The sequence below is a fragment of the Caulobacter sp. GW821-FHT09H08 genome, from assembly GCF_059415885.1.
In genome coordinates this window covers 120,537-143,072 of sequence record NZ_JBWKOC010000004.1, presented here as the reverse complement: position 1 = coordinate 143,072, position 22,536 = coordinate 120,537, and the positions used below count along the sequence as shown (strand labels likewise).

The following is a 22,536-nucleotide window of genomic DNA, read 5'->3' as shown; positions in this document are numbered from 1 at the left end:
ATCGCCGCGCGGCTTTCGAAATCTTCGCAGACGCTGAAGAGGTCCGGTCTTACCGGCTCGGCTTCTTCGGCATCGGCAGCAGGCCTTCGCGCTGAGCGCGCTTGCGGGCCAGCTTGCGGGCGCGACGGACAGCTTCGGCCTTTTGACGGGCGCGCTTTTCCGACGGCTTTTCATAATGCACGTGCCGCTTCATTTCGCGGAACGAGCCTTCGCGTTGCATCTTCTTCTTCAGGGCCTTGAGCGCCTGATCGACGTTGTTGTCGCGGACGAAAATCTGGACCAGGGGTATCTCTCCATTCGACAGCCCGACCAATTTCCCAAGTCCCTCTTGAGGGGCCGGGCGGGCGAATAAACCAGTGCCCCGGAAGGGGTGCTTCCAGGCGATGAGGCGGGGCTGATAGCAGAGGGAACGGCCGCTGTCCATGCGCGACGCGGCCTAAACCACGGTGTAGACTCGGATTTATGAACCAAACCGCCGAACCCTCCGGTCAAGCTTCCGACCGGTCGGGCCAAACCTGGGCCGACGAAGCGGAGCAACGCGTTCTGGACGAGGCCCTGCGCCTGGCGCCGAAGGCCGGCTGGAACACGGGATTGGTGTCGCGCGCCCTGGCGGCGGCCGGTCTTTCCGAGGCCGAGGGCCAGCTTCTGCTGCCCGAAGGCCCGCGCGACCTGGCCGCCCTGCTGTCGCGGCGCCATGACGCGGCGGCGCTCGTCCGCCTGAAGGCTTTCGACGTCGCCGCCCTGAAGATTCGCCAGCGGATCCGCGAGGGGGTGGTGGCTCGGCTCGACGCGGCCCAGGAGCATGCCGACGTGCTGCGCCCCCTGGCCGCCTTCCTGGCCTTCCCCACCAACCTGGCCTTGGCCCTGCGGCTGACCTGGGAATCGGCCGACGCCCTCTGGCGCTGGGCCGGCGACACGGCGACCGACGAAAACCACTATTCGAAGCGGGCGATCCTGTCGGGCGTCCTGATCTCGACCATGGCCGTCGACATGGCCTCGGGCCGCGACTCGGCGCTCTCGCACCTGGACGCGCGCATCGACAACGTCATGGCCTTCGAGAAGTGGAAGGCGGGGCTCAAGCCCATGGACCTGGCGAGCGAGGTCGTCTCGGCCCTGGCCCGGATGCGGTACGGGAAGTGATGATCTCTGCTCCCCTTCTGGGGGAGCTGTCGCGGAGCGACTGAGGGGGCTAATGCGGCCTAAGCCGCGCTGCCCCCTCCGGCCCTTCGGGCCACCTCCCCCGGAAGGGGAGGAGAATTTCGACTACCCCCCGAACGCCGCCGTCAGGCGGTCGAAGTGGGCCTGCACCGGACGCGGGGCCTCTTCGTTCGGCGATTCCACGTACATGCGGCGGTCCAGGTGGCGGACGCGCTCGTACAGGCGCTCGGAGCGTTGCAGCAGGTTGGTGAGGCCGAAGGGCAGTTCCTCGACGGCCGGGGCCTCGCCCGCGGCTTCCTCGCCCAGGCGGTAGCTTTCGGCGCAGGCGGCTTCCGGCGGCATCTCGCCTTCGCGGACGGCGCGCTGGACCAGCAGCCACGAGGCCACCTGCATCAGGCGGGTGGTCAGGCGCATGCTTTCGGTGGCGTAGCCGAGGGCGGCGTTGCGGGACAGGATCTTGCTGTCGTGGCGACCGGCCCCATCAAGATAGGCGGCGGTCTCCTCGACCAGCTGCATGCCTTCCTCGAAGGTGCGGTCAAACAGTTCGGATCGCGCGAAGTCCTGGATCACTCCAGCGCGCCAAGGCGTGTCCGCGAACGCGTTCACTTCGGTCATAGCTACTCAATGCCCCTTCGAAAGGCCGCGAGGTCGTCCCGCTTGGCGATGGGAGTGCAACCCCCGTGCCAGAACCAGCCGTCCCGTTTCGCGACCCGCCCCCTTCGAACCAGACCGTACGCCCTGACGTCCGAAGGCGGATGAACGCCTTAAGTCGCCAGTAACCTCACTGAAATCTTAAAATAAGCCTTAGTCCAGGCGACCAAACAGCGCATTGGCCGCGTCGCGACCAGCCTTTTTCTTCGTAAGCTGTGCTTTGGTGCGTTCGATTTCGGCCTGCAAAGCCTCGATCCGCTCTTCCAGTTCCGCGACGCCATAGACCTCCAGGTCCTCGTGCGTCGTCTCGTTCAAGGCGCGTCCGCCGAAGGCGCGGGGTTCCGCAGGCTCTTCGAACATCGGCTCTTCTCCCTTTTCCACAAGGCATCTGACGCCTACCTAGGCTTCAAATCAAGTTTAACGAGGAGCCGGCGCATGGCGCAGACGATGACTGCGATCGAGATCGAGGGCGGCAAGGGGGCGGCCGAGGCGCTGAAGGCGACCACCGCCGAGCGTCCCGTTCCCGGTCCGGGACAGGTCCTGATCAAGGTCGCGGCGGCCGGCGTGAACCGTCCCGATCTCCTGCAGCGCCTGGGCTTCTATCCGCCCCCGCCGGGCGCGCCGACCACTCTGGGCCTGGAGGTCGCGGGCGAAGTCGTCGAGGCGGCGGGCCGCTGGAAAGCCGGCGACAAGGTCTGCGCCCTGCTGGGCGGCGGGGGCTATGCCGAATACGCGGTCGTGGACGCCCGTCACGCCCTGCCGATCCCGGCGGGCCTGGATCTGATCCAGGCGGCGGCGCTGCCCGAGACCGTCTTCACCGTCTTCGCCAACGTCTTCGAGCACGGCGCGCTGAAGGCCGGCGAGACCCTGCTGGTTCACGGTGGAACGTCCGGAATCGGAACAACGGCGATCGCCATGGCCAAGGCGGCGGGCGCCAAGGTCATCGCCACGGGGCGCGGCGCCGACAAGAAGGCCAAGGCCCTGGAGCTGGGCGCCGACATCGCCGTCGACGCCAAGACCGAGGACTTCGCCGAGGTCGTGAAGGCCGCCGGCGGGGCCGACGTGATCCTCGACATGGTCGGGGCCAGCTATTTCGAGAAGAACCTCGACGCCCTCAATATCGGCGGGCGCATCGTCTACATCGCCAGCCTGGGCGGCTCGATGCTGGAAGTCCCGGTCATGCGCATCATGCAGAAGCGTGCGACGATCACCGGCTCGACCCTGCGCCCGCGCTCCACCGACGAGAAGGCGCGCCTGGCCGCCGAGGTCGAGCGCGTGGTCTGGCCGTGGGTGGCGGAAGGCAAGGTGCGCCCGATCGTGGACGCGACCTTCCCGCTGGCGGATGCGGCCAAGGCCCACGCGCACCTCGAGGCCGGGGATCACGTGGGCAAGGTGGTGCTGACGGTCTAGGGAAAGACTAGGGGCGTCCCAAAACTCAGCGCTTACTGAAGTTTGCGTTCACCCCGTTCCCTTTTTGCGAGAACCGCATTATAGCTTTCCCAACATCCCGCCCGGCCGAAAGGCCGGGCGCCGTCATTTCTGGAGGACCGCATGTCCGACATCCTGATGCCCAAGGCGACCGCCGTCTGGTTGGTGGACAACACCTCGCTGAGCTTCGAGCAGATCGCCGATTTCTGCGGCCTGCACCCGCTGGAAGTGCGCGGCATCGCCGACGGTGAAGTGGCGCGCGACATCCGCGGCGCCGACCCCATCGGCAACGGCCAGCTGACCCGCGAAGAGCTGGACAAGGCGCAGGCCAACGACGCCTACCGCATGAAGGCCCAGGTCAGCCGTCACGCCGAGCTGCTGAAGCCGGCCAAGAAGGCTCCGCGCTACACGCCGGTCTCGCGCCGCCAGGACCGCCCGGACGCCATCGCCTGGTTCCTGCGCCACCACCCCGAAGTGACCGACGCCCAGATCTCGAAGATCCTGGGCACCACCAAGGCCACGATCGAACAGGTCCGCGCCCGCACGCACTGGAACGCGGCCAACATCAAGCCGGTCGACCCGGTGACCCTGGGCCTGGTCGGCCAGCTGGAGCTGGACGCCCTGGTCAAGAAGGCGGCCGAGAAGAAGGCCAAGGACGACCTGAAGAAGGGCATCCTGCCGGAAGACCCGACCCTGCGCCCCGCCTCGGAAGCCGGCCAGTTCGAGCCCGAGGTCGAGGAAGAGGAAGAGGACTTCCGCGCCCCGCGCGGCGACATCAAGGCCGAGGACGTCTTCGGCAAGTCGACCGGCTACGTGGACGAGGAAGACGAGGACTAGTCCTCGTCTCCGGACACCCCCAAAAGCAGAGGCCCCGTTCCTTGCCGGAACGGGGCCTCGTGTTTTTCGGCTGCTTCAGCAGCTAGTGCATTCGGGCCCTCAAGCCCTCGATCTCTTCCTTCAACCGGAGCTTTTGCCTCTTAAGCTCCCTGAGCATCGTTCCATCGCTGCCCGGTCGACTGGTCTCCTCCTGAATCTTGCGATCGAGGTTCTCGTGACGGGACCCAAGCTCGCGGATACGGGATTCGATGGCCATGGCTCTCGGCTCCATTGCTGTTGGACGACAAAGAGAACACCCGCTGCGCGGCGCTGTCAGATCACATATGATTGCAATCGGCCCCGCTTGACGTGGCGCGAACCACTCCCATGACGGATGAAAATTCACCATGATCGACGCCTCGAAGACCGCTGATCGACCCCAGGACCGGGCGCGGCTGGTGGTCGGGATCACGGGCGCCTCGGGCGTGGTCTACGGCCTGCGGGCGCTGGACGCCTGCCGCGAGATGGGCGTCGAAAGCCATCTGGTGCTGTCGAAATCGGCGGCCCTGACCCTGTCGCAGGAGACCGACCTGTCGGTCGCCGACGTCAACGCCAAGGCCGATGTCGTCCATCGCGCGGCCGATATCGGGGCCTCGATCGCCTCGGGCTCGTTCCGCACCTTGGGGATGATCATCGCGCCGTGCTCGGTGCGCACGATGAGCGAAATCGCCACCGGCGTAACGTCTTCGCTGCTTAGCCGCGCGGCCGACGTGACCCTGAAGGAGCGCCGCCCGCTGGTGCTGATGGTGCGCGAGACGCCGCTGCACCTGGGCCATCTGCGCACCCTGACCAAGCTTTCGGAGATGGGCGCGATCATCGCTCCGCCGCTGCCGGCCTTCTACGCCAAGCCGGCCTCGATCGCCGAGATGGTCGACCAGTCGGTGGGCCGCGCCCTGGACCTCTTCGACCTGGCTTGGCGACCCGTGAAGCGCTGGGGCGAAGACCTCGAAACCCTGGCAGGCAAGTCCGAAGGTTAACGCGCATGCGCCTGTGGGACTGGGCCCTGGAAGCCTATGCGCGACAACCTGTCGCGGAGGCGTGCCTGCACCTGCAGGACGCCCACGGCCAGAACGTGCCCTACCTGCTGTGGGCCGCCTGGATGGCCCAGGAAGGGCGCTCGGCCGACCTCAAGGACGCCGCCCGGATGATGCGCACCTGGGACGCCGAGGTCGGCTCGCCCCTGCGCGGCGTGCGCCGGGCGCTGAAGCCCTCGCGCCCGCCTGTCGACGATGCGGCCAAGGAAGCCCTGCGCGACGCCGTGAAGGCCGTGGAGCTGAAGGGCGAGCGGGTGCTGATGGAAAGTCTGGAGGCCTTGAGCCGCGAAGGCAGCCCGCCGATCCCGGTCCTGGAGGGCCTCGTGGCCGCCGCCGAGGCTTCGGGCGACCCGCCCCGGCGCTCGGCGCTGGAAAAGCTGGCCCAGGCACTTGAAAACAGTCGTGGCTGAGCGCCTTTACCGGTCGTCAGCCTTTGCTATCTATCACCGTTTGGGGCCCACCTGAGACATGTCCATGAACGACGATGATCCGTCGGAAGATACCGACATCGCGATCGAACGTCGCCTTGCCGACCTGCGCGAGGAACACAAGGACCTCGACGACGCCATCCAGGCCCTGGAGCAGCGCTACCAGCCCGACATGCTGCAGATCGCACGTCTGAAGCGGAAGAAGCTTGTCCTGAAGGACGAGATCGGCCGTCTCGAAGACCAGCTGACCCCGGACATCATCGCCTAGAGCCCTTAGAGCGCGTTAGGCCGCGCTGCGGCTGGCTTCGATGTCGCGGACCGTCTGGAGCAGGCGGCCCGGGGTGACCGGCTTTTCCAGCCGCGCGTCGGCGTGCTGGTCGTCCTTCAGCAGGCGCGCATCGACGGCCGAGGCCATCAGGGTGGCCGCGGCGGGGCGGACCTTGCGCACGGCGCTGACCAACTCGCCGCCACTCATGCGGGGCATGGTGTGGTCGGTGATCACCAGGTCGGGCTTGAACTGGTCGAGGGCCTCGAAGGCTTCCTGGCCGTCCTGGCACAGCAGGACGTCGAACCCCGCCTCGGTCAGGGTGATCTCGTAGATCATCGACAGAACGGGATCGTCCTCGGCGATCAGGATGCGCTGCATTGCCCCTCAAAGTCCTGCGTATGCTTAACAGACTATGAAGTTGTGTTACCGCGATCAGACGGGCGGAGTCCCCGTGCGATAAAGTCGCATAACCGCCAGTTGTCAGGCGGTGTTTTTACGCTTCCGAAGGAACATGGCGGCGTCGGCTTCGGCCAGGGCCTCTTCCGGCTCGGCGCCGGGCTGGATCTCGCGCACGCCGTACGAGATGTGCAGCGGGGCCGACCATTCGCCGAACTCGACCGGGGTCGAGCGCACGGCCTCGGCCAGGCTCTGGGCCTTGGATTCGGCGGTTTCGCGGTCGGCCTGGGCCAGCAGCACGGCGAACTCGTCGCCGCCCATGCGGCCGACGACGTCGCTCTCGCGGACATTGGCCAGCAGGCGCTTGGCGACGGCCTTCAGGGCCTCGTCGCCGGCGGCGTGGCCAAAGCGGTCGTTGACGCTCTTGAAGCCGTCCAGGTCGAAGAACACCACGCTGGCGGGCGAGCCGTAGCGCTGGGCGAAGGCGGAGACGCGCTTCATCTCGCGCAGGAAGGCGCGACGGTTCAGCACCGGCGTCAGCACGTCCATGTCGGCCTGGGCCTGCGCCTCGTTCAGGCGCAGCTTCAGCATCGCGACCTCGTTCCGCAGATCCTCGATCTCGGTCATCAGGGTCTGGAGGGCGTCGACGACCTTCGGCGTCAGGTCGGCTTCCGTCAGGCCCAGGAACGCGGCGCTGTCGGGCGCCGACACTTCACGCGTGGCGACCTGGGCGCCGGCGCGCACGAGCGCGCGCTTGCGGATCGCCGCGAAAGGTTCGGTACGTGCGCCGGAAATCTTCATGGGCCTTACGGGAATCGGTATTGCACAGCTCGACTATGGTTAACGGGAACGACGTTCGGCGCAATCGGGGCGCCGATAAGTCGCAGGCGCACAGGGTCGCGGGTTCATCCTAGAGGCGAATACGGAGCGATTTGTGTCGTTTTGGGCTTGCCTAGAGGGGGCTGAGGGGCATACGGGGCGCTTCCGCCGCCGCCGCCCAGCGAAACTCTGAGGGACGACGCCATGACTTCGACCACCCCGCCTGTCGCCATCATCATGGGCAGCCGCTCGGACTGGCCGACCATGAAGGGCGCGGCCGACGCGCTGGACAGCCTGGGCGTGGCCTACGAGGCCAAGGTCGTCTCGGCCCACCGCACGCCCCAGCGCCTGTTCGCGTTCGCCACGGGCGCGGAAGCGGCCGGCTACAAGGTGATCATCGCCGGGGCCGGTGGCGCGGCCCACCTGCCGGGCATGGCCGCCTCGATGACCAATCTGCCCGTCCTGGGCGTGCCGGTGCAGTCCAAGGCGCTGAGCGGCCTGGATAGCCTGCTGTCGATCGTGCAGATGCCCGGCGGCATCCCGGTCGCGACCCTGGCCATCGGCGAGGCGGGCGCCAAGAACGCCGGCCTGCTGGCCGCCCAGATCCTGGCCTTGTCGGACATCGCCTTGGGCCAGCGCCTGTCGGCCTTCCGCGCCGCCCAGACCGACAGCGTCGCCGAGAGCGTCGAGGACTAAGAGATGCCTTCTTTCCCCCTGGTTCCCGGCTCGACCATCGGCATCCTCGGCGGGGGGCAGCTGGGCCGCATGCTGGCCCAGGCCGCCGCGCGCCTGGGCTTCGACGTGGTGATCCAGGATCCGGAGGAGGGCTCGCCCGCCGGTCGCGTCTCGGCCCGCCAGATCGTCGCGCCCTATGATGACCGCTGGGCCCTGAAGCGCCTGGCCGAGGCCTGCGACGTCGTCACCTACGAATTCGAGAACGTCCCGGCCGACACGGTGTCGGAGCTCGATGCGCTCGGGGCGGTCGTCTCGCCGGGCGCCAAGGCCCTGGCCGCCGCCCAGGACCGGGTGGTCGAGAAGAGCTTCTTGGCCGAGATCGGCGTGCCGACCGTGGCCTTCGCCGCCGTGCACGACAGCGAGAGCCTGGCCGCCGCCGTAGCCAGGATCGGCGCGCCCTCGCTCTTGAAGACCCGCCGCGAAGGCTATGACGGCAAGGGTCAGGCCTGGATCCAGAAGGCCGCCGACGCCGAGGCCGCGTTCGACAAGATCGGCCGCCAGAACGCCATCCTCGAAGCCCCCGCCGACTTCGGCCGCGAGCTGTCGGTGATCGCCGCGCGCGGGCGCGACGGCGAGATCGCCTGCTATCCCGTCAGCGAGAACCACCACGAGGGCGGCGTCCTGCGCCGCACCGTGGCCCCGGCCAAGATCACCCCGGCAACCCGCGACCAGGCCGAGGCCATCGTCGCCAAGATCCTGACCGCGCTCGACTATGTCGGCGTCATCGGCGTCGAGTTGTTCGAGCTCGCCGGCGGCAAGCTGCTGGTCAACGAGTTCGCCCCGCGCGTCCACAATACCGGCCACTGGACCCAGGATGGCTGCGAGGTCGACCAGTTCGAGCAGCACATCCGCGCCGTCGCCGGCTGGCCGCTGGGCCCGACCGCGCCGCATCATCACGTCGAGATGACCAACCTCCTGGGCGCGGATGTCGACGCCTGGAAGAAGCTGGCCGCCGAACCCGAGACCCGCGTCCACCTCTACGGCAAGGGCGAGGCCCGCCCCGGCCGCAAGATGGGTCACGTCAACCGGCTGCGGCCCCTGAGGGACTAGCTGGCGGGCGGAACTAATCCTCGCGGTAGACCCGCCGCACGATCAGGCGGGCGGCGTCGCGAATGCGGTCCCAATCGGCCTCCGACTTGAGGGGCACGCCCGAGAAGCTCCCCGCCGCCGCCCCCGACAGCACCAACTGCTGGACGGCGGCGATCAGCACGACATTGAGGGCGGGAGCGTCCAGGCCTTCCGGCGGTGTCAGGTCGCCGCGCATCCGCGCGATCCATCGGCCCATGGCCACGCCTCGCGCGGCGGTCAGCCGATCGACCAGCGGGGAGGGGGCCGCCAACTCCCAGGCGGCGATGCGCTGGACCAGGATGTTGGTCCGCAGGGCCTGCAGGAAACCCAGGATCAGTTGCTCGGCCAGGGTGGCGTAGCTCTGCGGCGGTTCGTGGATCTCGGAGAGGCTGATCTCGATCCACGAGGCCAGATCCACCCCGAGCGCGTCGACCAGCCCTTCCAGGCCGCCGAAGTAGCGATAGATCAGCTGCTTGTCGCAACCCGCCCGCCGGGCCACGGCGTTGATTCCGAAGCCCTGGAATCCCTCTTCCGCCAGGGTTTCGCGGGCGGCGGCCACGATGGTCTCTTCCGTCCTGGCGCGGTCTCGGGAGCGGGGTGTTCGTTCCGACATGTCCATCCAGCTAGTACGCCGATCCGGCCGCGTCCAGCGTATTTGTCCCTATGTGGTGACAAACTTGTTGCCAAGCTGCCGGGATGCGCGTATCGCAATGTCACCACATGGAGACAAGATGATGAACACGAGCATTCTCGCGACCGGCGGGCGTGTCGCCGACGCTGGCAAGCCGGGTGTCGCGGTCGCCGGCCTGGGCGCGATCGCCCTGGGGATCGGCTTCAACGCGCCGTTCGCGGTGCTGGCCTCGATCTACGACTATCCGCAGGTGCTGCGCCGTCCGGCCAGCGAGGCGCTGGAGCTGTTCGCCGCCGGCGGTCCGACGCTGATCCTGGCCTGGTACGCCTTCATGCTCAGCGCCCTGGCGATGATCCCGCTGGCCATCGCCCTGTCGATCACGCCGCGCCGCCTGGCCGAGCGTCCGGCCCTGGCCATCGGCGCGGCGACGGCGGGCGCCTTGGCCGGCCTGACCCAGGCGGTCGGCCTGTCGCGCTGGGTGTTCGCGGTGCCGGCCCTGGCGCATGGCGACAGCGAGAGCGCCCAGCAGGCCTTCGCCCTGCTCAACGCCTGGGGCGGCGTCGCCATCGGCGAACACCTCGGGCAGCTGCTGACCGCGCTGTTCGTGGCCCAGCTGGCGGTGCTGCAATGGCGCGAGGGCCGGGAGGCGACGGGCGCGATCGGCTTTACGACCGCCCTGCTGCTGACCATCGGCACGGGCGAGGGCGTGGCCATCGCGCTGGGCCAGCCGGGCGACGTCTACGCCCTCTTCGCCATCGCCGGCTTCGCGGGCCTGACCCTGTGGCTGCTGACCACCGGCGCGGGGCTGATGCGTCGGGCCTAGGCCGCCGCGATGATTTCCAGCTCGACCAGCCACTCGTCCTGCAGCGTCTGGACGACGATGGCGGTGGTCGGGATGCGCCGGTCGCCCAGGGCCTTCACGCGCGCCGCGCCATTGGCCTCGACATAGGCGACGTCGCGCAGATAGCTGGTCAGGCGCACGATGTTGTCGACCGTCATGTCGGCGCTCTTGAGGATGGCGCGCAGGTTGTCCCACAGGAGCTCCAGCTGCCGCTCGAGCGTCGCGCCGGGCTCGCCGTTGGCCTCCAGGCCCATGGTGCCGGCGACATAGAGCAGGCGCTGCGGATTCCGCACCTCGATGGCGTGCACATAGTCATCGGTGGTGGCGTAGACGCCCTCGGTCGGGTTGTGGGTCACGGTTTCCATGGCGTCTCTCCCGCTTTGTCGCTAGCCAGACCCTAGATAGGGATCGGACGCGTAACGACCATGACCGAGCAGGCGCTCATCGGATTGATCGGCGGCATGAGCTGGGAAAGCTCGGCCCAGTACTACCGGCTGATCAACGAGGCGGTGCGCGAGCGTCTGGGCGGGGTAGCCTCGGCGCGGACCCTGATGTGGTCGTTCGACTTCGCCGAGATCGAGCACCTGCAGCACGCCGGCCGCTGGCCCGAACTGTCGCGGCGCCTGGCCGACGCGGCGCGGGCGCTGGAGGCCGGCGGGGCCGACTTCCTGGTCCTCTGCACCAACACCATGCACCGCGAAGCCGACGAGATCGAAGCGGCGGTGCACATCCCGCTGCTGCACATCGCCGATCCGACCGGCGAGGCGATCAAGGCGGCGGGCGTGGCGACCGTGGGCCTGCTGGGCACGGCCTTCACGATGGAGCACGACTTCTATCGCGGCCGGCTGGAGAAGAAGCACGGCCTGTCGGTGCTGACGCCCGACGCTGACGACCGCGCGGCGGTGCATCGGATCATCTACGAGGAGCTGGTGGCGGGGCAGGTGCTGGACGCCTCCCGCGAGGTCTATCGGGCGGTGATCGCCCGGCTGGTCGAACGCGGTGCGCAGGCGATCATCCTGGGCTGCACCGAGATCATGCTGCTGGTCGGCCAGGTGGACAGCGCCGTGCCGGTGTTCGACACCACGACCCTGCACGCGATGGCGGCGGTGGAGCGGGCGCTCTTTTCGTTGTCATCCCGGGCGTAGCGAAGCGGAGACCCGGGACCGCAACAGGCTCGGAGCTTCTGGCGGTCCCGGCTCGGCGCGCTGCGCGCTTGGCCGGGATGACAGGTTTGAATGCGCTGATAGGGTGCCGCTTCGCCAAAGTTGCGGAGTTCTCCATGCGCCTCGTTCTCGCCCTCACCGCCAGCCTCTCGATCATGGCGGCCGCGGCGCATGCCCAGACGACGACCGCCTACGACGCCGTCGATCCCTTCATCGGCACGGGCGGCGACGGCCACACCTTCCCGGGCGCGGTGGTCCCGTTCGGCATGGTGCAGCTCAGCCCCGACACCGAGATCCTGCCGTTCAAGCAGAGTTACGCGCGCGCCGCCGGCTACCGCTTCGGCGACCCGACCATCCTGGGCTTCTCGCACACCCACTTCTCGGGCGCGGGCCATTCCGACCTCGGCGACATCCTGCTGACCCCGATCAGCGGCGAAGCCAAGCTGGAGCCGGGCGAGGCCGACAAGCCGGGCTCGGGCTACCGCTCGCGCTACAGCCACGCCAGCGAGGTCGCCCAGCCGGGCTACTACGCCGTCACCCTCGACGACAGCCATGTGCGCGCCGAGCTGACCGCCGGCCTGCGCACGGGCCTGCATCGCTACACCTTCCAGAAGGGCGACCGCGCCCAGGTGCTGATCGACCTGCGGACCTCGATCTACAACTATCCGGGCAAGGTGCTGTGGTCGCGGCTGCGCGTGGCCGAGGACGGCACGATCACCGGCTATCGCGAGACGCGCGGCTGGGCCCCGGGCCGCAAGCTGTTCTTCGCCATTCGCTTCGACAGGCCGCTGGTCGGTCAGGCCTTCCACAATCGCGAGACCGACATCCCCTACAAGGGCTTCACCCAGCCCGGCCGCACGCCGAACGATCGCGCCCAGGTCCAGGGCCGCGCCCTGGTCGGGGTGTTCGACTTCGGCCAGATCGACGGGCCGCTGACGGCCAAGGTGGCGCTGTCGTCGGTCAGCGAGGATGGGGCGATCGCCAACCTCGTCAGCGACGAGCCCGGCTTCGACTTCGACGCCCAGCGCGGCCGCGCCAAGGCGGCCTGGGAGAAGGCCCTAGGGGCGGTGGACATCGAGGCCCCGGCTCCGATGCGCAAAACCCTCTACACGGCGCTCTACCACACGCTTTTGGCCCCCAGCGTCTATGCCGACGCCGACGGCCGCTACCGGGGCCCCGACGACCAGGTGCATGAGGGCCAGCTGGACGGCCGGAAGTTCACCTTCCACTCGACCTTCTCGCTGTGGGACACGTTCCGGGCCGAGCATCCGCTGCTGACCCTGGTGCAGCCGGCCGACTACACCAACGACGTCGTCAACTCGCTGATCGCCTCGCAGAAGCAGAGCCCCTACGGCATCCTGCCGGTCTGGCAGTTCCACGGCCAGGAGACCTGGACGATGATCGGCTACCACGCCGTGCCGGTCATCGCCGACGCCTGGATGAAGGGCATCCGCGGCTATGACGGCAAGGCCGCCCTCGACGCCATGGTCAAGAGCGCGACCTACGCCCCCTACGGCGGCCTCGGCGACTATATGAAGCTGGGCTACGCCCCGATCGACAAAGAGCCGGAGGCGGCCTCCAAGACGGTCGAATACGCCTATGACGACTGGACCATCGCCCGCATGGCCAAGGACATGGGCCAGGCCGATGTCGCCGCGACCTTCGAGAAGCGCGCCGGCTACTGGCGCAACAGCTTCGACGCCAAGACCGGCTTCCTGCGGGCGCGTAAGTCGGACGGGACCTTCCGCGAGCCCTTCAACCCGACCGCCATCAACTACGGCTCGGACTACACCGAGGGCAACGCCTGGCAATATTCGTGGTTCGCGCCGCAGGACCTGGGCGGGATCGTCAAGACGCTGGGCGGCGACGCGGCGACGGTGAAGAAGCTGGACGCCATGTTCGACTTCGACAATTCGAAGATCGACTACTCCCACGCCGAGGACATCGCCGGCCTCATCGGCCAGTACATTCACGGCAACGAGCCCAGCCACCACGTGGCCTATATGTACAACTACGCCGGCGCCCCGTGGCGCACCCAGGCGCGGCTCACCCAGATCATTAAGAGCCAGTACAAGCCGACCCCGGACGGCCTGTCGGGCAATGACGATCTCGGCCAGATGTCGGCCTGGCTGATGTTCACGAGCCTGGGCTTCTATCCGGTCACCCCGGCCTCGAACGAATACGCGATTGGCCGGCCCTTCGTGGACAAGGCGGCGCTGAACCTGCCGAACGGCAAGCGCTTCACGGTGCGGGCCGAGGGGATGGCGGAGAGCAAGCCCTACGTGTCGAAAGTGACCCTGAACGGCAAGCCGCTGACCCGGGCGTTCCTGAAGCACGAGGAGATCGTGGCGGGCGGCGAACTGGTCTTCACGATGAGCGCCACGCCGAACAAGGGCTGGGCGACGAAGGTCGAGGACCGGCCGACGTCGCTGACGGCTTACAAGTAGCGGAGTCGCAACCTCGCCCTTCGACAAGCTCAGGGTGAGGTTTCTACTGCGCTGACGATGATCCTCACCCTGAGCTTGTCGAAGGGCGAGGATCACGCGCGGCGCCTAGTACGGCAAATTCTCCTGCGCCGGCTGCCCCGGCACGGGCGGTGGAGGCTCCTCCGCCTTCGCTGCGCTCTCCAGTTCCGAGGCCGCCCGCGCGAACTCCGCCGACAGGGTCTCGTAGTAGCCGTTGCGCGGGTCGGGCGCGGTCTGGGGCGAGGGATCGGGCAGCAGCCAGTCGAAGTCGCGCACCGCCAGGTTCTGGTGGGCGGTCAGCATGAAGCGGCGCCAGATGCTGGCCGGGATGTCGCCGCCGACCACCTTGTTCATGGGCTTCTCGTTGTCGTTGCCGACCCAGACGCCGGTCACGTAGTCGGGGGTGAAGCCGACGAACCAGGCGTCGCGCCAGTTCTGGCTGGTGCCGGTCTTGCCCGCGGTCGGGCGGCCGAAGGCAGCGCGCTTGGCGGTGCCGTCCGAGACCACCTTCTTCATCATCTTGACCATGATGCTGGCGTGGCCGACGTCGTAGACGCGGCGCTCCGAGCCCGTGGGCTGATGGGCGAAGATCGGCTCGCCGCCCTGGGTGGTGATCGACTCGATGACATAGGGCTCGACGCGCACGCCGCCCTGCTGGAACACCTGGAAGCCCGAGGTCAGCTGCAGGAGGTTCACCTCGTACGAGCCCAGGGCCACCGACAGGTCGGGCGTCGGCGGCAGGCTGGTGATCCCGAAGCGGCGCACCAGGTCGCCGATGGCCGAGCGGCCGGCTTCCTGGCCCAGCTTCACGGCGATGGTGTTGGTCGAGGTGACCAGGGCCTGCTCCACCGTCATCGGGCCGCGATAGCCGCCGCTGTAGTTCTCGGGGCTCCAGTCGCCGAACTTCACCGGCTCGTCGACGCGGATGTCGGTGGCCAGCACGCCCTTCTCGACGGCGGCGGCGTAGATGAACGGCTTGAAGGTCGAGCCCGGCTGGCGCTTGGCCTGGACCGCGCGGTTGAACGGGCTTTCGCTGTAGTCCGTGCCGCCGACCATGGCGCGGATGGCGCCGTCGGTAGACAATGACAGCAGGGCGGCCTGGCTGGCGCCCGAGCGGGTGATTTCCGTGGCCATGGTCTGGCGCACGACCTCGGCGCCCTCGTGCTGCAGCGCCGGGTCGATGGTCAGGCGCACGACGAGGTCCGGCGCGTTCTGGCCGGCGATCTTCACGGCCTCAACGGTGGCGTAGTCCAGCACCCAGCCGAAGTCGCCCTCGTCCTGCAAAGCCAGGCCCGACAGCTGCGGGCGGTCCTCGATGGCGCGGGCCTCCTGCTCGCGGGTGATCCAGCCTTCCTTGCGCATGTTGGCCAGGATCAGGCGCGAGCGGGCCAGGGCGCGCTCCATGTCGTTGGTCAAAGCGAGGCGCGAGGGGGCCTTGGGCAGGCTGGCCAGCAGCGCGGCTTCCGACAGGGTCAGCTGGCTGGCGGGCTTGCCGAAATAGGTCTGGGCCGCGCCGTCGACGCCATAGGTGCCGGCCCCGAAATAGATGCGGTTCAGATAGAGCTCGAGGATCTCGTCCTTGCTGAGCACCTGCTCCAGCTTCCAGGCCAGCAGCATCTCCTGCAGCTTGCGCTTGACCACCCGGTCAGGGGTCAGGAACAGGCCCTTGGCCAGCTGCTGGGTCAGGGTCGAGGCGCCCTGCTTGGTCCTGCCGCCCTTGAAATTGACCCAGGCGGCCCGGACGATGCCTTGCAGGTCGATGGCCCCGTGCTGGTAGAAACGCCGGTCCTCGGCCGCCAGGAAGGCCTGGGGGACGTAGTTGGGCACGCCGCCGACGGTGATCCGCTGGCCATAGCGTGGGCCGCGCGTGGCGATCACCTGGCCGTTGCGGTCCTCGAAGCGAATGCCAGGCGCGCGGTTGACCGCGAACAGCGCCTCGCGCGAGGGCAGGGGCGGGGTGTCCTTGAGATACTTGAACCAGACATAGGCGGCCCCGCCGCCGGCGCCGACCACCAGGATCAGGAAGACGGCCAGCAGGCTACCCACGATCCAGCCGCGCTTGCGGGCCTTCTTCTTGGCCTCGGCGTGCTTGAGGTCGGCGCGGAAAGGCTCCTCGGGCGGAGGAGGCGGCGGCGGCGGCGCGGCCGTCGTCGGGGTCGCCAGCTTGAACGGATCCTGCGCCGGGACCTCGGCCCAGGCCTGCGGAGGCGCTGGCGGCGGGGGTTCGGGACGCGGTTCGGCGACAGGCGCCCGCCCACGCTTGGGCGGCTCCTTCGGCGGTTCCCCGTCTTCAAACTTGTAGGGCGGCAGCGTCCAGTCGTTCACGGTAAGCGTCAGGCTCTGTTTGGTCGCCGGGTCAATCGGGTTTAGGACGGCGCCATGACGCCACGCAAACCTTTCTGGCAGACGAAGACGCTCGTCGAAATGACCGTCCCCGAGTGGGAGAGCCTATGCGATGGGTGCGGTCTTTGCTGCCTAGTTCGCTTCGAAGACGAAGACACGGGCGAGATCATCCCCACGCGGGTGCACTGCCAGCTGTTCGACGAGCGCCTTTGCCGGTGCAAGGACTATCCGAACCGCAAGAAGACCGTGCCGGACTGCATCAAGCTGACGCCGCACAATATCGAGGACCTGGAATGGATGCCGCCGTCCTGCGGCTATCGCCGGATCCACGAGGGCAAGGACCTGCCGGCCTGGCATCCGCTGGTCACGGGCGACCCGGACAGCACCCACAAGGCGGGCGTCTCGGTGCGGAACCAGACGGTGTCGGAGTTGAGCTTCGACGACGCGGAAGACGCGCTGGACTTCACTGCGACGGACCTGATGCGGGATCGCGGGGACGATCCGTACGAGCCGGGGGAAGACTGAGTTTCCCTTTCCCGCAAGGAGAGAAGGAGAACTTGCAGCACTCACCGCCCTCCCCATCTCCGGTAAAGCTCTCACCGGAACCGCCGCATGTCCCTGCTGATCGCCGCCCTGATCGGGCTCTTGACCGTCCTCGTCGCGCGAGACCCCGGCGGATGGCTCTGGCGGATGCTGGTTGAGGCGCCGGCGCGGAAGCTGGGCGCCATGAGCGGGCGGCAGATGCTGATCACCGCGATCGTGCTTGTGATGGCGATCGGCGCCTCGGAACTGGTGATGCTGGACCTGGCCTGGTTCCTGGCCGCCGACATCGTCGCCTGGATCGAGCTGTTCGCCGCGACCCTGATCGTCACGCGGCTGCTGCCCGGCTGGCGAGCGGCGAAGGCGTTCGTCGCCCGAACCGGCCAGGCGCTGGTCCGCGCCCGTCCCAGGACCCCGCGCGCTCGGCGCATCCGCCGCCCGGCGGCGAGCTCCGACGACGCCGACCCTGCGCCGGGTGTTGGCGGCCTCGCCTTCGCCTGAGGTCCAGATACAGAAAAAGCCGGCCCGCGAACGCGGAGCCGGCTTTTCGTCGCCCTTACGGCGAGAAGCTGGAAGCTTCTTACTTCTTGGCGGTGAAGCCAGCGAACTTGGCGTTGAAGCGCGAGACGCGGCCGCCACGGTCCATCAGCTGAGCGTTGCCGCCCGTCCACGCCGGATGCGTGCGCGGATCGATGTCGAGCGCGAGGTTCGCGCCTTCCTTGCCGTAGGTCGAACGCGTTTGATAGTTCGAGCCGTCCGTCATGGTGACGGTGATGAAGTGGTAGTCGGGGTGAATGTCTTGTTTCATGGCGGCGATCCAGACCGACTAAGCCGGCGAAAGTGAATTGGGTAAGCGCCATCCTGCGCACGCGCGGGGTGGCCCTCGAAGACGGGCGGCTATAAAGAACCCGCGCGATTTTGGCAAGGGACTGTTGATGACTGACGCGAACGGCGGCGACCAAAAGGCCGAAGGCCGCCCCGGCGCGGGGGCCGAACTGGTCCAGGGGATGGCCGAAGCCAAGGCCCGGCGACCGCGTCGCAAGGACATCCGGCCGCTGGCGCATCTGCTGCCTTTCGTGGCCGCCCACAAGGGCGACGGCATCGCGGCGGGCTTCTTCCTGCTGTTCTCGACGGGCGCGACCCTGGGCCTGACGGCCGCCTTCAAGCAGGTGATCGACCACGGATTCGCCAAGGGCGCGGGCGCTGAGATCAACAGCGCCTTCCTGGGCCTGGGCGCGGTGGCCATGGTGCTGGCGATCGCCACGGCCCTGCGATTCTTCTTCATCACCCGCCTGGGCGAGCGGGTCGTGGCCGACGTGCGCCGCGCGCTCTATGGCCACACCCTGGGCCTGGACCAGGAGTATTTCCTGAAGACCCGCACGGGCGAGGTGCTGTCGCGCCTGACCACCGACGTCTCGCTGATCGAGCAGCTGGTCGGCGCCTCTGCCTCGATCGCCCTGCGCAACATTCTGAGCCTCGTGGGCGGCCTCGGTTACATGGCGGTGGTCTCGCCGAAGCTGGCGGGCTTCATCGTGCTGATGGTGCCGGTGATCCTGGCCCCGATGTTCCTGGTCGGCCGCCGCGTGCGCAAGCTGACCGTCACCGCCCAGGACCGCTTCGCCGACGCCGTCGGCTATGCCGGCGAGAGCCTGGACGCGCTGGAGACCGTTCAGGCCTTCGGTCGCGAGTCGGCCTCCTCGGCGCGCTTCGGGGCGGCGGTGGAGGCGGCCTACAAGGCTTCCGTTCGCCGGATCACCACCCGCGCCAGCATGACCGCCATGGTCATCACCCTGGCCTTCGGCGGCGTCACCCTGCTGCTGTGGACCGGCGCGCGCCTCGTGCTGGCCGGCGAGATGACCGGCGGCACCCTGGCCCAGTTCGCCATGCTGGCCGTGATGGCCGCCGGCTCGATCGGGGCCCTGGGCGAGGTCTGGGGCGACGTCCAGAAGGCCTCCGGGGCCATGGACCGCATCTCCGAGCTGCTGAACGCTCAGCCCGACATCGCCGCCCCGGCCGCGCCGACGACCCTGCCGGTCCCGGCCCAGGGCGCGATCGCGTTCGACAATGTGATCTTCGCCTATCCCGGCCGCCCGGACCTGCCGGCCTTGAACGGCTTCGACCTGGCCGTGAAGCCCGGCGAGACCGTGGCCCTGGTTGGCCCCTCGGGCGCGGGCAAGAGCACCGTCCTGCGGCTTCTGCTGCGCTTCTACGACCCGCAGCAGGGCGGCATCCGCCTGGACGGCGTCGACCTGCGCGACGCCGCGCCGGAAGCCGTGCGGGCCCGCATGGCCCTGGTGGCCCAAGACTCGCCGCTGTTCTCGGGCTCGGCGACCGACAACATCCGCTTCGGCCGCGCCGACGCCACCGACGAGCAGGTGAGAGCCGCCGCCGACGCGGCCCAGGCCACGGGCTTCCTCTCGGCCCTGCCGCAGGGCTTCGACACGCCGGTCGGTGAACGCGCCAAGACCCTGTCGGGCGGCCAGCGCCAGCGCCTGGCCATCGCTCGCGCCCTGGTCCGCGAAGCGCCGATCCTGCTGCTCGACGAAGCCACCAGCGCCCTCGACGCCGAGAGCGAGCGCCTGGTCCAGCAGGCCCTGACCACCGCCATGGAAGGCCGCACGACCCTGGTCATCGCCCACCGCCTGGCCACCGTGCTGAAGGCCGACCGCATCGTGGTGATGGAGGAGGGCCGCGTGGTCGAGCAGGGCACGCACGCCGAACTCTTCGCCAAGGGCGGCCTCTATGCGCGCCTGGCCAGCCTGCAGTTCGGGGTGGAGGCGGCCTAGCTGAGGACCACCGCCAGCACCGCGACGATCAGGACCACGCCTTCCAGGCCGTGGATCAGGATCGCCAGCCAGTTCGAGCGGAACACCTGGGCCGGCAGGCTGTAGCAGAGGCAGCTGATCAGCAGCCCCGGCATCTGCCAGAACTTGTGGGTGTGGTAGGCGGCGAACAGCAGGCCGTTGCCCAGCCACGCCCACTTGCCCCAGGCCTTCTCCATGCGCGGCAGCAGCACGCCATGGAACAGGAAGGCCTCGCCCAGGCCGTAGTTGAAGACGCTGGAGACCAGGGCCAGGCCCAGGATGTCCCAGCGCCCGGCGGCCTCGGGGCGGTTCAGCTCCTGGATGAAGGCGAAGCGCGGGGCGTGGCTGAAGAGGTCAAAGCCCAGCGGCGTGGCCTGGAACCAGGTCGTCACCACGTCGTCGCCCAGGAAGCCCAGGACCAGGAACACCGGGATCAGCAGGAAGGCCAGGATCATCGGCCGGCCCGTCGGTCGCCAGACCGGCGTGGTCAGCCACAGGCGGCGGGCCAGGGGGCCGAGGCGGAAGGGCACGCCCTCCAGCTTCAGCACGATCAGCGACAGCCCGAACTGCCAGGCCATGCCCAGCACGATCAGCCGCCAGAAAACCAGGCCCGGCAGCGGATCGCCGGGCGTCATCAGCCGGGGGGCCACGACCCAGGCCAGGATGACCATGGGTCCGGTCGCGGCGGCCCAGATCGCCAGGATCTTGGCGGTCCGCCACGCGCAGGTCAGCGGATCGGCCACCACGGCCGGGACGTAGGACGGTACAGAGGGCGAGCGCATTGGCCGCCCCTAGAACCGGCGGACCAGGCTGACGAAGCCGGCGGCGCTGTGGTCCTTGGCGATCAGCGGGCTCTTGGTGATATCGTTGTCGAAGATCTCGACCTCGGCCGCGACCATGGCCATCAGGCGGTCGTTGATCTGGTAGCGGGCCTGGGCGCCCAGCGAGGGAACCAGCACCCCGCCCGTCGGCGCGCCGGGCGTGCGGCCGAATTGATAGGCCCCGACCTTGCTGGATTGGGCGCGGCCGATCTCTTTCTCGGTCAGGCCGTAGAGCCAGGTGGCCAGCTTCTCGTCCTTCCACGACACGCCCGCCACGACCTCGACCGACAGCTTCTCGGTCGGCTGGGCGCTCATGGTCAGGTCCAGGTTGATCTCCTGGCCCTTGGTGTTGCCCGAGGCGTTGGTCAGGTACTCCAGGCTCAGCGTCGCCGGGCCGGCCGTGCCGCTGAGCCGCCCGCCGACATCGACGCCGGCCTCGCGCTTGAGGAACTTGAAGTCGCGAGTGTCCTTGGGATCGACCAGCTGGAAGCGCGGCGCGACGCGGCCCTCCAGCTTGAAGTGGTCGGTCTGGTAGGCCTTGACCGACAGGCCCGACAGGTCGGCCGTCAGGTAGCTGTTCTGGTAGACGAAGAACGGCAGGACGCCGGTCTGGGTCTGCTTCTTGGCGCTCTTGTAAGGGTTGGTCGAAACATAGGCCCCGGCGCCGACCAGCAGCAGGCGCTCGGGCTCGTCTGACTGGGCGTGCGCCCTGGAGGCCAGCGCCAGGCCGCCAAGGGCCAGGAGGACGCCGGCCAGGGTGAGGCCATTCAGGCGATTGATCATGACTGTTCTCTCGAAGTCGTTGGGGAGGGACAGTCGTGCTTCTGAGGGATGCGCCGCCGGGCGTCGTCCGAACGGGTAGGATCGAACGTCCGGACGTCCGATCGTAAGGGTCAGGACGTGGTCTAGCTGCCGGGTCGGAACGCGCTGGGGGCCTGGCCGGAGTGCTTCTTCACAGCGGCGTTAAAGGTCGAGCGCGAGTTGAAGCCGACATCGTAGGCGATGGTCAGGATCGGCTCGTCGCTGGCCTTGATGCGGTCGATGGCTTCCTCGACCCGCCAGCGATTGACGTAGTCGAAGAAGCTCTGGCCCAGGTGTTCGTTCAAGGCTTGGGACAGGTGGTTGGGGGTGATGCCCACGCGGGCCGCCAGAGCGCTCAGTGACAGCAGCGGATCGCGATAGAGGGCGCTGGCCCGCATGGCGTTCTCCAGGCGCGCGGCGATCTCGGCCTGGCGCTCCTGCGGCAGGCCTGAGCGGGCGTACTTGCCAGCGAGGGGCAGGACCTTGGGGGTTTCGGTCTGGGCGCTGTAGATCGGCTTCTGCGACAGGCCAAAGAGGCCGATGGCGGCGGTCCACAGCAGCTCGATGGCGGCGGCGGCGACCTCCAGCCAGGGGGATTGGGCAAAGCCCGTGGTCAGGCCCGACTTCACCGCGCCCCAGATCCACGCGGCCAGCATGACCAGCAGCAGGGCGCGCAGCCAGCTCAGCGTCCGGTCCTCGATGTTGGAGAAGAGATCCCGCACCCGCCGCACGTGCCGGCCCAGCACCCGGAAGGCGGCGGTCAGGTAGCCCAGGGTGACGATCAGGAAGAGGCCGGCATAGGCCAGCTGCAGGAGGCCCAGATGCTCTTCGGTCTCGGGCCATACGCCGCTGTAGATGGCCAAACGTGTGTGCGACGGCAGCAGGAAGAACGAGGCCGACAGTACGACCGCCACGCCCGCGGGCCAGCCGATCCGGAAGAGGCGCGCCCAGGTCCAGACGTGGTCCGGCTCGCCCGTCATGGCCACGACATAGGCCAGGATCGTCGGGCCCAGGAACAGCGACGCCATCCACAGGAAACCGGTCGTCCAGGGCGCGGCGGCATAGACCCCGGTGCGGTCCAGGACCAGGTCCAGGCCCGACATCGCGCTGATCAGCATGAAGGCGGCCAGGGCCGTGGCGGGGGCGGCCCGCCAGTCCCGCCGGACGCCAAGCTGCACGGCGGCGAACAGCCCGATGGCCATCGCCGCCGAGGACAGGATCAGCACCAGCGTGTCAGGCATTCCGGCGACTATCCCCACGACCGGT

The 22,536-nt window shown here is 68.5% G+C and carries 27 protein-coding genes; 14 read left to right on the top strand and 13 right to left on the bottom strand.

Features of this window, described 5'->3' with window-relative positions; genetic code table 11:
• Positions 1-49: 49 nt before the first annotated feature.
• Positions 50-283: a 30S ribosomal protein S21 gene (rpsU, locus tag AC07NN_RS15065; RefSeq protein WP_096053900.1), complete on the bottom strand. Its 234-nt coding sequence runs from the start codon at positions 281-283 to the stop codon at positions 50-52.
• Positions 284-462: 179 nt separating this feature from the next.
• Here rpsU and AC07NN_RS15060 point away from each other — a divergent pair, with 179 nt between their 5' ends.
• Entirely contained in the window at positions 463-1,140 is a 678-nt protein-coding gene (locus tag AC07NN_RS15060; RefSeq protein WP_494642412.1) for a COQ9 family protein, read from the top strand.
• 123 nt (positions 1,141-1,263) lie between these two features.
• Here AC07NN_RS15060 and rcdA read toward each other — a convergent pair whose 3' ends face one another.
• Both rcdA and AC07NN_RS15050 read right to left on the bottom strand, forming a co-directional pair.
• Positions 1,264-1,773, bottom strand: coding sequence for a protease adaptor protein RcdA (rcdA, locus tag AC07NN_RS15055; RefSeq protein ID WP_494642409.1), 510 nt, complete (start codon positions 1,771-1,773; stop codon positions 1,264-1,266).
• Between the two features lie 189 nt (positions 1,774-1,962).
• Positions 1,963-2,169, bottom strand: a complete 207-nt coding sequence (locus AC07NN_RS15050) for a DUF1192 domain-containing protein (protein WP_494642405.1) — start codon at positions 2,167-2,169, stop codon at positions 1,963-1,965.
• A 75-nt stretch (positions 2,170-2,244) separates the two neighbouring features.
• Between AC07NN_RS15050 and AC07NN_RS15045 the strand changes: the two genes are divergently transcribed.
• Together AC07NN_RS15045 and AC07NN_RS15040 are read left to right on the top strand one after the other, a co-directional pair.
• On the top strand, positions 2,245-3,219 hold the full coding sequence (locus tag AC07NN_RS15045) for an NAD(P)H-quinone oxidoreductase (RefSeq protein WP_494642402.1): 975 nt from the start codon (positions 2,245-2,247) through the stop codon (positions 3,217-3,219).
• Between the two features lie 141 nt (positions 3,220-3,360).
• A complete protein-coding gene (locus AC07NN_RS15040) occupies positions 3,361-4,074 on the top strand; it encodes a DUF1013 domain-containing protein (protein ID WP_494642397.1) in 714 nt (237 codons plus the stop codon).
• Between the two features lie 82 nt (positions 4,075-4,156).
• On the opposite strand, the gene AC07NN_RS15035 is transcribed toward AC07NN_RS15040, so the two are convergent.
• Complete coding sequence (locus tag AC07NN_RS15035) at positions 4,157-4,330, bottom strand: YdcH family protein (protein WP_324111330.1); 174 nt, start codon at positions 4,328-4,330, stop codon at positions 4,157-4,159.
• Positions 4,331-4,460: 130 nt separating this feature from the next.
• On the opposite strand from AC07NN_RS15035, the gene AC07NN_RS15030 reads away from it, so the two are divergent.
• The 3 genes from AC07NN_RS15030 to AC07NN_RS15020 are packed head-to-tail and all read left to right on the top strand — an operon-like array spanning position 4,461 to position 5,843.
• The gene (locus AC07NN_RS15030; RefSeq protein WP_494642390.1) at positions 4,461-5,090 is read left to right on the top strand and encodes a UbiX family flavin prenyltransferase; all 630 of its coding nucleotides are present in this window, start codon (positions 4,461-4,463) and stop codon (positions 5,088-5,090) included.
• Between the two features lie 5 nt (positions 5,091-5,095).
• Positions 5,096-5,557 (top strand): TIGR02444 family protein, encoded by a 462-nt coding sequence (locus AC07NN_RS15025; protein ID WP_494642388.1) that lies wholly within the window; start codon positions 5,096-5,098, stop codon positions 5,555-5,557.
• 58 nt (positions 5,558-5,615) lie between these two features.
• Positions 5,616-5,843, top strand: a complete 228-nt coding sequence (locus AC07NN_RS15020) for a YdcH family protein (RefSeq protein ID WP_494642385.1) — start codon at positions 5,616-5,618, stop codon at positions 5,841-5,843.
• A gap of 15 nt (positions 5,844-5,858) precedes the next feature.
• Here the strand turns inward: AC07NN_RS15020 and AC07NN_RS15015 are convergent, their stop codons facing one another.
• Both AC07NN_RS15015 and AC07NN_RS15010 read right to left on the bottom strand, forming a co-directional pair.
• The gene (locus tag AC07NN_RS15015; RefSeq protein ID WP_494642382.1) at positions 5,859-6,221 is read right to left on the bottom strand and encodes a response regulator; all 363 of its coding nucleotides are present in this window, start codon (positions 6,219-6,221) and stop codon (positions 5,859-5,861) included.
• A 102-nt stretch (positions 6,222-6,323) separates the two neighbouring features.
• The gene (locus AC07NN_RS15010) at positions 6,324-7,040 is read right to left on the bottom strand and encodes a GGDEF domain-containing protein (RefSeq protein ID WP_494642379.1); all 717 of its coding nucleotides are present in this window, start codon (positions 7,038-7,040) and stop codon (positions 6,324-6,326) included.
• Positions 7,041-7,262: 222 nt separating this feature from the next.
• Here AC07NN_RS15010 and purE point away from each other — a divergent pair, with 222 nt between their 5' ends.
• Positions 7,263-7,754 (top strand): 5-(carboxyamino)imidazole ribonucleotide mutase, encoded by a 492-nt coding sequence (purE, locus tag AC07NN_RS15005; protein ID WP_494642375.1) that lies wholly within the window; start codon positions 7,263-7,265, stop codon positions 7,752-7,754.
• Positions 7,755-7,757: 3 nt separating this feature from the next.
• On the top strand, positions 7,758-8,843 hold the full coding sequence (locus tag AC07NN_RS15000; protein ID WP_494642373.1) for a 5-(carboxyamino)imidazole ribonucleotide synthase: 1,086 nt from the start codon (positions 7,758-7,760) through the stop codon (positions 8,841-8,843).
• 13 nt (positions 8,844-8,856) lie between these two features.
• Here the strand turns inward: AC07NN_RS15000 and AC07NN_RS14995 are convergent, their stop codons facing one another.
• Positions 8,857-9,420: a TetR/AcrR family transcriptional regulator gene (locus AC07NN_RS14995; RefSeq protein ID WP_494642369.1), complete on the bottom strand. Its 564-nt coding sequence runs from the start codon at positions 9,418-9,420 to the stop codon at positions 8,857-8,859.
• A gap of 172 nt (positions 9,421-9,592) precedes the next feature.
• On the opposite strand from AC07NN_RS14995, the gene AC07NN_RS14990 reads away from it, so the two are divergent.
• Positions 9,593-10,315, top strand: a complete 723-nt coding sequence (locus tag AC07NN_RS14990; protein ID WP_494642367.1) for a DUF4386 family protein — start codon at positions 9,593-9,595, stop codon at positions 10,313-10,315.
• Here AC07NN_RS14990 and AC07NN_RS14985 read toward each other — a convergent pair.
• Positions 10,312-10,698: a RidA family protein gene (locus AC07NN_RS14985; protein ID WP_494642364.1), complete on the bottom strand. Its 387-nt coding sequence runs from the start codon at positions 10,696-10,698 to the stop codon at positions 10,312-10,314. The genes AC07NN_RS14990 and AC07NN_RS14985 overlap by 4 nt on opposite strands.
• 60 nt (positions 10,699-10,758) lie before the next feature.
• Between AC07NN_RS14985 and AC07NN_RS14980 the strand changes: the two genes are divergently transcribed.
• Together AC07NN_RS14980 and AC07NN_RS14975 are read left to right on the top strand one after the other, a co-directional pair.
• Positions 10,759-11,478, top strand: a complete 720-nt coding sequence (locus AC07NN_RS14980) for an aspartate/glutamate racemase family protein (protein WP_494642361.1) — start codon at positions 10,759-10,761, stop codon at positions 11,476-11,478.
• Positions 11,479-11,612: 134 nt separating this feature from the next.
• On the top strand, positions 11,613-13,943 hold the full coding sequence (locus AC07NN_RS14975) for a GH92 family glycosyl hydrolase (RefSeq protein WP_494642356.1): 2,331 nt from the start codon (positions 11,613-11,615) through the stop codon (positions 13,941-13,943).
• Positions 13,944-14,048: 105 nt separating this feature from the next.
• Here AC07NN_RS14975 and pbpC read toward each other — a convergent pair whose 3' ends face one another.
• Positions 14,049-16,286 carry a multimodular transpeptidase-transglycosylase PbpC gene (gene pbpC / locus AC07NN_RS14970; protein WP_494642352.1) on the bottom strand — a complete coding sequence of 746 codons (2,238 nt, stop codon included), beginning with the start codon at positions 16,284-16,286 and terminating at the stop codon, positions 14,049-14,051.
• Between the two features lie 54 nt (positions 16,287-16,340).
• Here pbpC and AC07NN_RS14965 point away from each other — a divergent pair, with 54 nt between their 5' ends.
• Entirely contained in the window at positions 16,341-16,829 is a 489-nt protein-coding gene (locus tag AC07NN_RS14965; RefSeq protein ID WP_494642348.1) for a YcgN family cysteine cluster protein, read from the top strand.
• Between the two features lie 87 nt (positions 16,830-16,916).
• The gene (locus tag AC07NN_RS14960; protein ID WP_494642343.1) at positions 16,917-17,345 is read left to right on the top strand and encodes a hypothetical protein; all 429 of its coding nucleotides are present in this window, start codon (positions 16,917-16,919) and stop codon (positions 17,343-17,345) included.
• Positions 17,346-17,424: 79 nt separating this feature from the next.
• On the opposite strand, the gene rpmE is transcribed toward AC07NN_RS14960, so the two are convergent.
• The gene (gene rpmE / locus AC07NN_RS14955; protein ID WP_494642341.1) at positions 17,425-17,652 is read right to left on the bottom strand and encodes a 50S ribosomal protein L31; all 228 of its coding nucleotides are present in this window, start codon (positions 17,650-17,652) and stop codon (positions 17,425-17,427) included.
• A 124-nt stretch (positions 17,653-17,776) separates the two neighbouring features.
• On the opposite strand from rpmE, the gene AC07NN_RS14950 reads away from it, so the two are divergent.
• Positions 17,777-19,630: an ABC transporter transmembrane domain-containing protein gene (locus tag AC07NN_RS14950; protein WP_494642336.1), complete on the top strand. Its 1,854-nt coding sequence runs from the start codon at positions 17,777-17,779 to the stop codon at positions 19,628-19,630.
• Here AC07NN_RS14950 and AC07NN_RS14945 read toward each other — a convergent pair.
• The 3 genes from AC07NN_RS14945 to AC07NN_RS14935 form a co-directional block, all read right to left on the bottom strand.
• Entirely contained in the window at positions 19,627-20,430 is an 804-nt protein-coding gene (locus AC07NN_RS14945) for a CPBP family intramembrane glutamic endopeptidase (RefSeq protein WP_494642331.1), read from the bottom strand. The genes AC07NN_RS14950 and AC07NN_RS14945 overlap by 4 nt on opposite strands.
• 9 nt (positions 20,431-20,439) lie before the next feature.
• Complete coding sequence (locus AC07NN_RS14940) at positions 20,440-21,252, bottom strand: MipA/OmpV family protein (protein WP_494642327.1); 813 nt, start codon at positions 21,250-21,252, stop codon at positions 20,440-20,442.
• Between the two features lie 122 nt (positions 21,253-21,374).
• A complete protein-coding gene (locus AC07NN_RS14935) occupies positions 21,375-22,511 on the bottom strand; it encodes a helix-turn-helix domain-containing protein (protein ID WP_494642325.1) in 1,137 nt (378 codons plus the stop codon).
• Positions 22,512-22,536: the final 25 nt, after the last annotated feature.

Coding starts and splice junctions, on each gene's coding strand:
- AC07NN_RS15060 (WP_494642412.1), top strand. CDS start 463: ATGAACCAAACCGCCGAACCCTCCGGTCAAGCTTCCGACCGGTCGGGC.
- rcdA (WP_494642409.1), bottom strand. CDS start 1,773: ATGACCGAAGTGAACGCGTTCGCGGACACGCCTTGGCGCGCTGGAGTG.
- AC07NN_RS15050 (WP_494642405.1), bottom strand. CDS start 2,169: ATGTTCGAAGAGCCTGCGGAACCCCGCGCCTTCGGCGGACGCGCCTTG.
- AC07NN_RS15045 (WP_494642402.1), top strand. CDS start 2,245: ATGGCGCAGACGATGACTGCGATCGAGATCGAGGGCGGCAAGGGGGCG.
- AC07NN_RS15040 (WP_494642397.1), top strand. CDS start 3,361: ATGTCCGACATCCTGATGCCCAAGGCGACCGCCGTCTGGTTGGTGGAC.
- AC07NN_RS15035 (WP_324111330.1), bottom strand. CDS start 4,330: ATGGCCATCGAATCCCGTATCCGCGAGCTTGGGTCCCGTCACGAGAAC.
- AC07NN_RS15030 (WP_494642390.1), top strand. CDS start 4,461: ATGATCGACGCCTCGAAGACCGCTGATCGACCCCAGGACCGGGCGCGG.
- AC07NN_RS15025 (WP_494642388.1), top strand. CDS start 5,096: ATGCGCCTGTGGGACTGGGCCCTGGAAGCCTATGCGCGACAACCTGTC.
- AC07NN_RS15020 (WP_494642385.1), top strand. CDS start 5,616: ATGTCCATGAACGACGATGATCCGTCGGAAGATACCGACATCGCGATC.
- AC07NN_RS15015 (WP_494642382.1), bottom strand. CDS start 6,221: ATGCAGCGCATCCTGATCGCCGAGGACGATCCCGTTCTGTCGATGATC.
- AC07NN_RS15010 (WP_494642379.1), bottom strand. CDS start 7,040: ATGAAGATTTCCGGCGCACGTACCGAACCTTTCGCGGCGATCCGCAAG.
- purE (WP_494642375.1), top strand. CDS start 7,263: ATGACTTCGACCACCCCGCCTGTCGCCATCATCATGGGCAGCCGCTCG.
- AC07NN_RS15000 (WP_494642373.1), top strand. CDS start 7,758: ATGCCTTCTTTCCCCCTGGTTCCCGGCTCGACCATCGGCATCCTCGGC.
- AC07NN_RS14990 (WP_494642367.1), top strand. CDS start 9,593: ATGATGAACACGAGCATTCTCGCGACCGGCGGGCGTGTCGCCGACGCT.
- AC07NN_RS14985 (WP_494642364.1), bottom strand. CDS start 10,698: ATGGAAACCGTGACCCACAACCCGACCGAGGGCGTCTACGCCACCACC.
- AC07NN_RS14980 (WP_494642361.1), top strand. CDS start 10,759: ATGACCGAGCAGGCGCTCATCGGATTGATCGGCGGCATGAGCTGGGAA.
- AC07NN_RS14975 (WP_494642356.1), top strand. CDS start 11,613: ATGCGCCTCGTTCTCGCCCTCACCGCCAGCCTCTCGATCATGGCGGCC.
- AC07NN_RS14965 (WP_494642348.1), top strand. CDS start 16,341: ATGACGCCACGCAAACCTTTCTGGCAGACGAAGACGCTCGTCGAAATG.
- AC07NN_RS14960 (WP_494642343.1), top strand. CDS start 16,917: ATGTCCCTGCTGATCGCCGCCCTGATCGGGCTCTTGACCGTCCTCGTC.
- rpmE (WP_494642341.1), bottom strand. CDS start 17,652: ATGAAACAAGACATTCACCCCGACTACCACTTCATCACCGTCACCATG.
- AC07NN_RS14945 (WP_494642331.1), bottom strand. CDS start 20,430: ATGCGCTCGCCCTCTGTACCGTCCTACGTCCCGGCCGTGGTGGCCGAT.
- AC07NN_RS14940 (WP_494642327.1), bottom strand. CDS start 21,252: ATGATCAATCGCCTGAATGGCCTCACCCTGGCCGGCGTCCTCCTGGCC.
- AC07NN_RS14935 (WP_494642325.1), bottom strand. CDS start 22,511: ATGCCTGACACGCTGGTGCTGATCCTGTCCTCGGCGGCGATGGCCATC.